Raw genomic sequence first — 10,016 nt, forward strand, 5'->3', positions numbered from 1 at the left:
CAGAATCAGTGTTCAAGACTTACCAGAATGGGTGTTCAAGAGTTACCAGAATCGGTGTTCAAGTTGTGCCAGAATACGCAGTATTGAATGGCATCCTTTGGGTTCTCAGGACAGGTTCACACTGGTACGAAATGCCTGATTGCTATCCTCCCTATCAAACCTGCCACCGTCGTTTTCAATAATGGGTAAAGCAAGGTGTCATGGATTGTCTTCTTGAAGCCCTGGCAGAAGATCTTGAAAGACGTGGGCAAATTGATCTCAATGAATGCTTTATCGATGGCTCTTTCTCCTCTGCCAAAAAAGGGGGGACGGAGTGGGAGCAACCAAAAGAGGCAAGGGTACCAAGATCATGGCGATTGCAGACCGTCATGGTCTTCCTGTCGCCCTATGGGCAACAAGTGCTACGCCACATGAAACACAGTTAGTCGAAGAGCTGTTGATACAGAGGTCCACGTCTACTTTTCCAAAAAAGCTGGTGGGTGACAGGGCTTATGATAGTGAACCACTGGATCTCATGCTTGCAGGCAAGGTATTGAGCTTATAGCGCCGCATCGCAGAACAAGAGTCAAAACACAAACACAGGATGGTCGGCCACTGAGAAGATACAAGCGCCGATGGAAAGTGGAGAGGCTATTTGCCTGGCTCCACAATTTTCGGCGTATCGTGACACGCTACGAGTATAAGTTAGAGAATTATCTTGGCTTTTTAAGGCTTGCTGGTTTCATGATCCTTGCAAAGAAGTATTTATGAGATGGCTTCTAATTACGTTTTTTATCTGGTAGTCATTGGCCATCTAAGAGAGTGATTTTAATTTCTTAGGGAACTGTCCAAAATTACTGCCTCAGATTAGTTCATGTTTTTGTTTTAGGCTTTTATCCTTCCTGCATCTTTCTCTATTTTTATTAATCGTTCCAGCTCGGTTGTGTCAAGCTGCTGCTGAAATCCATATTTTTCTCTGGCAGACTTGATTTCATCAAGGAAGCCTAATGGGTGTTTGCCACCGACATCGGGATATCCATGACGTCGTGCTCCTCCTGTAGTGCTGGTTTTCATGTGAATTCGGAAAATCACACCAAAGGATGGGCATAGGCCATTACTTGCCAGGTTTGTCAGTTCTGCAATGGGCTTCTTTTTCTGATCATCCTGATCCGTCACCATTGTAGAGTTATGCAGCTTACTGTAGGGGCCTAGGCTTGGCTTAGATAATTCTGGTGGCAGATGCTTCCTGAGATTTGGATCGTAATGAGGTGACACAAATGTGCCTGAAGTGCTAGCCTGGAAGGTCAGGCCAAGCTCATTAGCTTTCATAAATAATTTGCACATCTCATTGCCCAGCGGTGAGTCCGGCAAATAGTGCGTCTCTTTTTTGCTCGGGATCGTTACGGGTATACCATCAACGTCTCGACTACGGATATTCCCTTCAAACTCCATTGCTATCGTTCCATAACCATCATGACCAGGTAGGCTGGAGCTGCTTCTTGTCACTATTGGGGTTTTATAGGTAATAATCGCTAACTCTTGGCGTTGAGTTTGATGATATTGGTCAAAGCAACTCTGGCAGGTGGGTGCCGAGTCTATCTTTAATGTGTCATCATCAAGGAGTTCGTCCGTGCACATGAAGCACGCTTTCTTTTCAACTTCTTCACCGGCTTTGGAGGCCGCTTCAGCCGTTGCCAGCAAGGAAGGAGTTCCTGTTGTAACCATTCTGGCTTCTGGTATGAAGGCATCGCTGGTGTATGAAGATGTTAGTGTGTGAGGTGTGGAAGTGTCAGTTATTGTTGACAAGGCTGCAGAAAAAGAAAAAGGTTCTTTGGATCTTGCACCGCGAGAAGTATCGGTATGTCCTGAAGGTTTAGCGCTGGTGCTGTCTGGACCTGCTCCTGAAGGCGTCGCTAGGTATGGGGCTCTTCGTTTACGGGAAAGGTGTTCTGGTGTAGCACCATCAGGATGAATAAAACCAGATGATGTCGAGGATGCTCTCAGGATGATTTCATCATCTGAAAATGCGTGTTGAAAAGCATCGAATACTGCGCGTCCTTTACTGGAGCCTCTGCCTTTTGGATCAAGGGGGTCAATAATTACAAGTGAAGAAATTCTTGACGCTATATCTTCAGGCAGCTGTGAAAGCGCTGTCTGAGCAGCTCTGAGGCTTGCGTCAGACGTCCAGCCATAGGCGCCAGCCCCTAATGCTGTGCTGGCAATTCTGGCCTGAGTTCCTTGTGGTAAGTTTTGAACGCTTGCTATAAAAGCTTGGCGCCATGTTTCTACTAACAGGTCATATTGCTGCTGGCTTGGCGCGCTCGAGACGATTGGGGCTACCTGATGAACCAGTAATTTTATTCCCTGCTGATGCAGGTTGCCAGTATCGTTTGTTGCCCCGACAAACCCGCCAGGCACAGATTTTTTGCCGTTCAGCAGCTGTTGGTTAGCGGCATCGAATGTTCTTGAGCCAACAGCCTGTCTGATGGCACCTTCTGCGCCTCCGCAACCTTGTGTACCTAATTCATCATTGGAAGGGTTAAACATCACGTTGCAGTCACCAAAAACGTTTTTATCGGTAATGTATCCTTGCTGGAATCGTACTGTCAGGGAGTGCCTGTGTTTGCGACCAGCCGCCGTCGTCATTGTGATGTTTTTTTTCTGTGCCGCAGTAACGCCAGCGTAATAACAGATATCCCAAGGGAGAGAGTCACCGATAATTCGTCTTAAAGCATGAAGGTAGTTCTCCACATTTCCGCTAGACTTGGCCAATTCCAGCCATTCGTTGAGAGCGCCCTCATCTGGTCCGCTGCACCGGACAGGCCGGCCATTGGCTCGGCCTAACCTTTGTGCCAGACCGTTGGCTGCATTGTTAGCCATACTTTTAATAGTGCTATCTTTGGTTATCCTTTGAATTTCGCGCAGCTGAGTGACACAATCCTCCAAATTGAGATTAAGCACATTCGCTAACGTGATGATGATATCTTCACAATTTGCTGGTGATGTCAGCGCATAATCAAGCATCCATTGTTTTACCTTGGCATTATCACATCCTTTACGTACATGATGGTTTGGCGCCATCAGGGGAGCAGGTGGTACAGCTCTTTTGACGGTGGGTATGGCTCTTGTGGTTTCATGGTGGGCCATGTCTCTCGTGGTTTCACTTCTCCGGGGGCGGGATCTATCGGTCGTTGGGCGGTGCGGCTGCATTGCTTTCGGTGATCTGGAGCTTGGGGCCGCTGCTACATCTAGTCTCGTATGCTGTGGATAGCCCAGATAATAATACGCTTGTTGAGGTATAGTGTGATTCGGTCGCATAATGGCTTGCAGCGCGCTACTAAAACGCGTTGGCTGACCTTTACTTTCTAATAGTAATTGCTGAAGGCGTTGCTTATTCGGTCTCAACGGTTCAGACTGATTTCTTATCAATTCAGAAAGCCCTTCTGCAGTTGTATTTGCTCTTTCTGCTATTTGAGTGCGAGATGAATAGTCTCTTGCGATCTCATTGAGTATTCGAATAAATTCATAACTTTCAATGTTGAAGGCGCAATAAAGAATAGCAATATCATTGATTCTGCCCTTCTTTTTTTGAAGGGTGTTGTTGATCAGAAAATCTTTTATGAATTGAGAAGATACAGGCCCCCTTGCGTGAGTATTCTGAATATAGAATCCTTGTTTTTTGGACTGACATCTGATTTCCGAATCAACACTCAAGGGGTTTATATCGTTAGCAATGGTTATTTTCCAGTTACTGAGAGACCTTCTGCAGCATAATATTGACCAGAGTGTACAGAAAAATTCACGACAGGATTGGCAAAAGGTTATATTTGAATGCGTGCTCGTCGTAGGAGTACGATGAAAATGAGAGGCGTGAGAAGAGCTGAATCCTGTTGTGTAGGTATCCATATTATTTAATATTCCTATAAATATACGAATTATATGTTTTCGGGTGGTGGCCGCACTAACAAAGCTGTTAGGTGTTTAACTCTTTTTAATTTTAAAGGGTCTATTTTGACTTTTAAATAAGACCAATGTTTTAGTTGTTGAGATATTTTATTTTTAGTAGTCTCATGAATTGTTGTTATATAAATAAAAGTTATAAGTTGCCACATGTATCGGTTATGCTTCAGGTCTGTTGATCGTATAGAATCCACGCTTTTTGAGTGATTCATGGCTCTAGTTCAAGTTGCGTGTATTGATTGCGACTAAACACACGGAATTGTTAAAAACGGAAAGGCAGCCACCGGCCATCAACGGTATCTGTGCCGGAACTGTAACAAGAGCTTTCAGCTGAGATATCGCCATAACGGATATCAGCGAGGAACTCATGACCGCGTTGCATCCATGACGATGAACGGCTCTGGTATCAGAGACATCGGTTGTGTACTTGGTGTCAGCACAAATGCCGTCATTGCCCATTTAAAAACTGATGCCACACACAGTTACTCATATCCCCTTTGTGAACGCAACAGTTGAAATACTTTGCGAGATGGACGAGTAATGGAATGGTCTTTTGTTGGCAGTAAAAGCCATCAAAGATGGCTGTTCTATGCTTTTGAACACCGTTTCAAAAAGATCATTGCCCATGCCTTTGGGCCAAGGTCAGCTAGCACACTCAATCAAATATTTGGACGCTTGCCATCCTATAGTTTTCGTTATTACTACACGGATGATTGGAAACCTTACACATCAGCACTGCCTGAAGACAGGTATGTTGTCGGCAAGCTGTTTACTCAAAGAATTGAACGTCAGAATTAAACCCTGATAATCTGGTTGAAGCGACTAAACAGAAGAACGATCTGTATTCGCGATCTCTTGAATTGCACGATAAAGTGATCGGTGAATTTATCTCCAGAGAGTACTGTCAACCTTTGTGATACATGATCTGATTTTTTATTTTAATGGCGATGGTTGGTTTTTAAATAAGATCAAAGAATCAATCATTTATAATAATGTTAATTTTCTATTCCCTATTCGTATTGTAAGATTGACCATTATTGGAAATTGAAACACATATCTTTGTTTGGTTTCCGAATTTAAGGGGGGCTGTCCATTGATCCAGGCATGTTCAGCAGGCTACAAATCGGTAGTCAACAGGTTCTGGTTTCCGTTAAGCTCAGGCACTGGTTTCTGATCGAAGGGGTGAGGCGCAGTGTCGGTAATTAACCGGGTGGTTGTTTGTGGTGTACTTTTTCTTACATTGGCGGCATGCTCGAACTCTGAAGTGACGTTGCCAGAGTCGCAGTTCCAGGCCCTGGTCAACAGCCAGTTTCAGTCGCCACGTCTGGTGGCCGTAGATTTGCCAGCCAATATCCGTTCACAGCTCTATCTGGAGACACCCTCTATCCATTTCGATCGAAACGGCGACAGGGTCAGCTTTAGCCTGAGCGGTCGGTTTGATGTGGATCTTGCCGGTGCCCTGTTGACAGAGCCTGCACCGATTACTCTCAGTGGTACGGCCCGGTTGGTCTTCAACGCAGCCGAGCAGACGATTGTTCTGGATGATATTGCCATCAGTTCGGCTGACCTGGATCTTGGGCTGGATGCCATCCAGCCTTTGTTGGGGGGCGGTCTGGCGTCGCTGATTGGTAGCCGATTAGATCCGTTTTATCTGATATCTGTACCGGAAGACAGCGCTATAGGACGTGTGATGGCCGCAGGAGCCGTTTCCATGGTGATAATGGATGGTGAGTTAACCCTGCGTCCCAAAAAAGACAACGCCCCAAACAGTTGACCGGGAGCCTCTGTCATAGGGCGTGAGTGGGTTATTTAATCCCGGTAAAAGTCAGGCAAACGCTGCTTTTTTTCCTTCAGGGCTTTCATTAACCGTTGATAGAGGCGTTTTCCCCCCGGAACTGCGCCTTCACCGAAATAACAATCCAGTAGATGGTGGATGTGAGAGAGTGAAAAGCCCTGAGCGTGACGCATAAAACACTCAAGATCTTTGAAACGTCGGATATGGTTGATGGGCTGCCATCGCGCCTTTTCCAGATCGATCAGACGGATAATTTCGGGATTGGCATCTAACGCGTTGGCGGTCGTGTTGCTCGTTCGGACAAAAATATGGTTCGGGTATAGGCAGTAATGGGCAAGGCCTTGATCATGTAACCGGCGCGCGACATGGGCGATGCTTTCCAGCACCTGTTGAATGGTGGCTTCCGGTTGGTTGGGGGCAATATTGCGGTACCAGTCAAACAGATTGGTATAACCCTCCAGTGCCAGTGTGATCAGGATGGCCTGGTCATTGTTCTTAGTGCGGCGTTCGCCAAAATAGAGGGGGGTCAGTGTTGGGATGTCATATGACCGAAACAGCTGGATATTATGGTATTCACGCTGAAAGGTTGGCACACCACGGATCGGATGTAGTAGCTGCCGGGTGTTGTGATTCTGTTGGCGCTTGATGAAAACCTGTAGGGGGTGATCGCCAGGCAGGGTATAACGGCTGACACCGCTCCAGCCATCCCGTCGCTCATTGACGGGCTCAAACCAATCCAGCTTGAGATCCCACAGGCTGGTAAAGTCTCCCAGCCCCTGCCGGGCGAACTGGTTGGCAATATCCTCGTTGAGAAAAGACTCCATGAATAGGGGATCCCGTATACTGACTGCTGAAAAAAACAGCGGGCATTATACACAAAGCCTCGAGATATGGCCGACTGCTGCTGAAGTTTTATCATGATGTGGGTAATGGTGTTTGGCACCATGGTTCTTCATGTTGACACTGCCCGGTAAACGGCAAACAATGAGCCTTTGATTGTGCGCCCGATGGTGGTTTTTCAGGTGTTTCATCGGGGTAGCTTGCCGTTGTCTTGCCTGACAATAACAATGAATACAGGAGAATTGTCCATGAAATCGCTGGAGGAGTGGTTTGTAGAGTACGGCGACAGCCACCGCAACAAAACCAATAAGCTGATTCACTGGGTTTGTGTGCCGTTGATCACTTTTTGCGTGATCGGGTTGCTTTGGGCACTGCACTGGAGTGTGGCAGTCGCATTCATGATGGGCGCATTGCTGTTTTATGTACGCCTGTCTCTCAGGCTGGCGGTCGCAATGGCAGTCAGTGTGGCGTTAATGTTGTTGGTTATTGTCAACATTGAACCTGTTCTTGTGCCCGTGACACTGACTCTGTTTTTCATTGCCTGGATCTTTCAGTTCATCGGGCACCATATTGAAGGTAAGAAGCCGTCTTTCTTCAAAGATCTGCAGTTCCTGTTGATTGGTCCGCTATGGGTTGTCGCGTTCCTGTTTCGTCGTTTCCATATCAGTTATTGATGCTTTGCCAGGTGCAGGTGGGTTCACCTGTACCTCGTCCTACCTTGTTTCCATCGATCACCTTTCTACAACAACAGATTGCATGCGCATTGCGCACGCAAAGGCAACAATGCCTGCGGCATTAGCCAATAGGTCCAGTAGCGAGAAGTGACGGTCAGGCGTCAGTGTCTGCAGGCTTTCTACTAATAATCCATACAGCACCAGCAGGAGACACTTTTTCAGAAAAGCTGGACGCATGGGCCAGGCTTTATGAAAGAGGGCTGTCAGAAAGAAAAATGCAGCGAAATGCTTTGCTTTGTCCCAAACGCTCAGTATCGGGTCATAGGCATTGGGCATGAGCGAAAGTCCCATGATGACAATCAGAGCTGTGATGAATGCCGTGCGTGAAAGGATTAATGGGAGGCTTATCGCCATGACTTTCGCTGCTCCGTTTTCGGTTTGGGTTTATGTGGGCGTTTCTTTCCTGCTGGAAAAGGGTGTTTGCCCGATGAGTGATGCGCATCGTGTTTATCCCGTTGGCGGAATCGCGCTGGTGATGGTGACAGGGGGCGCCTGGGTATTGCCGGTGGCGTGGTCTCGCGGTATTCCCCGGGTGCCAGGCCGTCGAGTGTCCAGGGGCCTATCCGGTAACGTACCAGGCGCAGGGTGGGATGGCCGATGGCCGCGGTCATGCGCCTTACCTGGCGATTACGGCCTTCCCGGATCGTGATCTCAAGCCAGCAATCAGGAATGGATTTGCGGTAACGTACCGGCGGATTGCGAGGCCAAAGATCCGGCGCTGGTATTTGCCGAATCACCGCGGGTTGGGTCATGCCATCTTTGAGCATGATTCCCTTGCGCAATTGTGCCAGTTTGTCGTTTGAGGGAATGCCTTCAACTTGTACCCAGTATGTTTTGGGTTGTTTGAAGCGGGGGCTGGCAATATGGCTTTGCAGCTGGCCATCACTGGTGAGTAGCAGCAACCCTTCACTGTCCCGGTCAAGTCGGCCGGCGGCATAGACGCCTTTGATCGGCACGTAATCTGCCAGCGTAGCGCGCCCTTGTGTATCAGTAAACTGTGTCAAAACCATAAAAGGTTTATTGAACAGCAGTGTTGTGTGTTGAGTGGGTGTATGGTCTTGCATGGTATCTTTGACGTCAGACGATGGCGGGGGGATGGCCTGTAAACGCACATACTGTATGTGCTATTGCGCTGGAAAGGAAGCTGAGCTGACACATGAAGAGGGGGTGCTGTCTTTATGGCCTTTATATTTTCGGTGATGGGGGCAGGATAGAGTGTGGCTTAAGCCTTGGTGCCACCCTTTAAAAGATATTGGGTATTGTTGGCCTGGGGGAGGGAGGATTTACGTTTACGCTATTTAATGAGTCAGGTTCGATGCTTGCTTCTTCAAGCAATCACTGAGAGCCTGTCAATGTAGAGTCACGCGATATCGCCGCCAATCACGAGGGTAGGATGCCCATGCACGAACATGGCGTAGCGTCTTGTTCAGTTATTGTGAACGGAGTTGAAAGGTAGGCACTGCGTAATCAGATTTCTTGCTGGCCTGCTTGCCACTATTGAACAGGCTGTGGTCAGATGGACGGTGTCACTGAAAATATCCGGTACAGACCATGGCGCGAAAAATAACAGAAGCCTTACTGTTATGCTGTCTGACAGTGGGCGCAGCGAAGGCTGATGAACCGTCGCTGGATATCACACGTTTGGATGGCTGGGAATCCCACCATTTTAAGGGGGAGACGGATTACTTGCCGGCTATGGATAAAACCTACGGGCGTGTATTGAAAGCAACCAGTCATGACAGTGCGTCCGGGTATTATCACCGGCGCACGGTTCATCTGGATGAAACCCCGGTACTGCAATGGGCGTGGAAGGTTGACCGTTTTCCTGCCGCTGTTGATGACGCAGGTCGTCGTAAGGGGCAGGATTTTGCTGCCAGGATATATGTAGGCCGAATGTCAATGCTGGGGATGTGGGGGGCGAAGTGTATCGTGTATGTCTGGTCAGATCAGCACGAAACAGGCGCTGAGTGGAAAAGTCCCTTCAGTGATCAAATTCATGTCATTGCCGTCAACGGTCGTGAACATGACGCGGGTCAGTGGCGACGGATTCGACGCAATGTGGTGGAAGACTGGATGCGTGTGTTTGGTGAAACTATCGACAGTGTGGACCTGGTTGCCCTCATGACGGACTCTGACAATTCTGGCAGCCAGGCTCAGGCTTGGTATGCTGATTTACGGCTCGCGCCGTTACAGGATGAACGCATCGCAGCCTTGCAGGATCCGATAACGGTTGAACGTTAGTGTTTTGTCAGTATCCGAAAAGTGTCGCGTAAATCTACGAATAGGTTTCTGTCGGCCGGGTCTGGATAATCTGCGCCCAGATAAGCTGCTCCGTAACACTTATCTCTTGTCATGTTCGTTTTTATTTAATCCCCGGTGGCGTTATGCCTCCGGGGATTTTTTTGTACAAGAAGCCAATTGCCGCATAATGCGCTGTTAGCGATTATTTCTCTTTATATGGTTGATACTGTTTTTTTCTGAAATGGTGATCAGTTTTATAAAATACTTAAGTACCCGGGCCTAAGTTTTCTCAGCAAATCAGCCCATGTCATGCAGGCTGTAGGCAATAAAATATGAGATTATTTATGACTGGATACTTATGAATTTTGGCGCCAGCGCTTAATATCTACCCTTAAATCCCGCTTAACCTTGGGAATGTGAGCAAGCTGGCCGTACTTTTGGCAACAGAGTACAGTTTTTGCACAAAA

At 47.7% G+C, this 10,016-nt stretch carries 13 protein-coding genes; 9 read left to right on the plus strand and 4 right to left on the minus strand.

The features are described from left to right. The first annotated feature begins 65 nt into the window (after window positions 1–65). Genes ABD892_RS27015 through ABD892_RS27025 form a run of 4 tightly spaced genes read left to right on the plus strand, consistent with a single transcriptional unit; the run spans window position 66 to window position 750 of the window. Entirely contained in the window at window positions 66–182 is a 117-nt protein-coding gene (locus tag ABD892_RS27015) for a transposase (protein ID WP_425559155.1), read from the plus strand. Window positions 183–200: 18 nt separating this feature from the next. Then, the gene (locus ABD892_RS02980; RefSeq protein WP_345193697.1) at window positions 201–425 is read left to right on the plus strand and encodes a hypothetical protein; all 225 of its coding nucleotides are present in this window, start codon (window positions 201–203) and stop codon (window positions 423–425) included. Then, entirely contained in the window at window positions 350–544 is a 195-nt protein-coding gene (locus tag ABD892_RS27020; protein WP_425559154.1) for a hypothetical protein, read from the plus strand. Before ABD892_RS02980 ends, ABD892_RS27020 begins: the two co-directional genes overlap by 76 nt. Continuing rightward, window positions 541–750 (plus strand): transposase, encoded by a 210-nt coding sequence (locus ABD892_RS27025; protein WP_425559156.1) that lies wholly within the window; start codon window positions 541–543, stop codon window positions 748–750. The genes ABD892_RS27020 and ABD892_RS27025 overlap by 4 nt, the downstream gene beginning before the upstream one ends. A gap of 114 nt (window positions 751–864) precedes the next feature. Here ABD892_RS27025 and ABD892_RS02985 read toward each other — a convergent pair whose 3' ends face one another. Next, a complete protein-coding gene (locus tag ABD892_RS02985) occupies window positions 865–3,693 on the minus strand; it encodes a macro domain-containing protein (protein ID WP_345193699.1) in 2,829 nt (942 codons plus the stop codon). Window positions 3,694–4,197: 504 nt separating this feature from the next. Between ABD892_RS02985 and ABD892_RS27030 the strand changes: the two genes are divergently transcribed. The 3 genes from ABD892_RS27030 to ABD892_RS02995 all read left to right on the plus strand — a co-directional run bounded on the left by ABD892_RS27030 (window position 4,198) and on the right by ABD892_RS02995 (window position 5,713). Then, the gene (locus ABD892_RS27030) at window positions 4,198–4,455 is read left to right on the plus strand and encodes an IS1/IS1595 family N-terminal zinc-binding domain-containing protein (RefSeq protein ID WP_425559157.1); all 258 of its coding nucleotides are present in this window, start codon (window positions 4,198–4,200) and stop codon (window positions 4,453–4,455) included. A 24-nt stretch (window positions 4,456–4,479) separates the two neighbouring features. Beyond that, window positions 4,480–4,737, plus strand: a complete 258-nt coding sequence (locus ABD892_RS02990) for an IS1 family transposase (RefSeq protein WP_345193701.1) — start codon at window positions 4,480–4,482, stop codon at window positions 4,735–4,737. A gap of 394 nt (window positions 4,738–5,131) precedes the next feature. Then, the gene (locus ABD892_RS02995; protein ID WP_345193703.1) at window positions 5,132–5,713 is read left to right on the plus strand and encodes a DUF1439 domain-containing protein; all 582 of its coding nucleotides are present in this window, start codon (window positions 5,132–5,134) and stop codon (window positions 5,711–5,713) included. 35 nt (window positions 5,714–5,748) lie between these two features. On the opposite strand, the gene ABD892_RS03000 is transcribed toward ABD892_RS02995, so the two are convergent. Beyond that, window positions 5,749–6,558: a lipopolysaccharide kinase InaA family protein gene (locus tag ABD892_RS03000; protein WP_345193705.1), complete on the minus strand. Its 810-nt coding sequence runs from the start codon at window positions 6,556–6,558 to the stop codon at window positions 5,749–5,751. 264 nt (window positions 6,559–6,822) lie between these two features. Between ABD892_RS03000 and ABD892_RS03005 the strand changes: the two genes are divergently transcribed. Next, window positions 6,823–7,248, plus strand: a complete 426-nt coding sequence (locus ABD892_RS03005) for an Mpo1 family 2-hydroxy fatty acid dioxygenase (RefSeq protein WP_345193707.1) — start codon at window positions 6,823–6,825, stop codon at window positions 7,246–7,248. Window positions 7,249–7,305: 57 nt separating this feature from the next. Here ABD892_RS03005 and ABD892_RS03010 read toward each other — a convergent pair whose 3' ends face one another. Next, on the minus strand, window positions 7,306–7,662 hold the full coding sequence (locus tag ABD892_RS03010) for a VanZ family protein (RefSeq protein WP_345193709.1): 357 nt from the start codon (window positions 7,660–7,662) through the stop codon (window positions 7,306–7,308). Next, the gene (locus ABD892_RS03015; protein WP_345193711.1) at window positions 7,653–8,372 is read right to left on the minus strand and encodes a pseudouridine synthase; all 720 of its coding nucleotides are present in this window, start codon (window positions 8,370–8,372) and stop codon (window positions 7,653–7,655) included. The genes ABD892_RS03010 and ABD892_RS03015 overlap by 10 nt, the downstream gene beginning before the upstream one ends. A 487-nt stretch (window positions 8,373–8,859) precedes the next feature. Between ABD892_RS03015 and ABD892_RS03020 the strand changes: the two genes are divergently transcribed. Next, window positions 8,860–9,549 (plus strand): DUF3047 domain-containing protein, encoded by a 690-nt coding sequence (locus ABD892_RS03020; protein ID WP_345193713.1) that lies wholly within the window; start codon window positions 8,860–8,862, stop codon window positions 9,547–9,549. Window positions 9,550–10,016: the final 467 nt, after the last annotated feature.

Source organism: Kistimonas scapharcae (genome assembly GCF_039540975.1).
Taxonomy (GTDB): domain Bacteria; phylum Pseudomonadota; class Gammaproteobacteria; order Pseudomonadales; family Endozoicomonadaceae; genus Kistimonas; species Kistimonas scapharcae.

Coding starts and splice junctions, on each gene's coding strand:
- ABD892_RS02980 (WP_345193697.1), top strand. CDS start 201: ATGGATTGTCTTCTTGAAGCCCTGGCAGAAGATCTTGAAAGACGTGGG.
- ABD892_RS03010 (WP_345193709.1), bottom strand. CDS start 7,662: ATGGCGATAAGCCTCCCATTAATCCTTTCACGCACGGCATTCATCACA.
- ABD892_RS03020 (WP_345193713.1), top strand. CDS start 8,860: ATGGCGCGAAAAATAACAGAAGCCTTACTGTTATGCTGTCTGACAGTG.
- ABD892_RS02990 (WP_345193701.1), top strand. CDS start 4,480: ATGGAATGGTCTTTTGTTGGCAGTAAAAGCCATCAAAGATGGCTGTTC.
- ABD892_RS27020 (WP_425559154.1), top strand. CDS start 350: ATGGCGATTGCAGACCGTCATGGTCTTCCTGTCGCCCTATGGGCAACA.
- ABD892_RS03000 (WP_345193705.1), bottom strand. CDS start 6,558: ATGGAGTCTTTTCTCAACGAGGATATTGCCAACCAGTTCGCCCGGCAG.
- ABD892_RS03005 (WP_345193707.1), top strand. CDS start 6,823: ATGAAATCGCTGGAGGAGTGGTTTGTAGAGTACGGCGACAGCCACCGC.
- ABD892_RS03015 (WP_345193711.1), bottom strand. CDS start 8,372: ATGCAAGACCATACACCCACTCAACACACAACACTGCTGTTCAATAAA.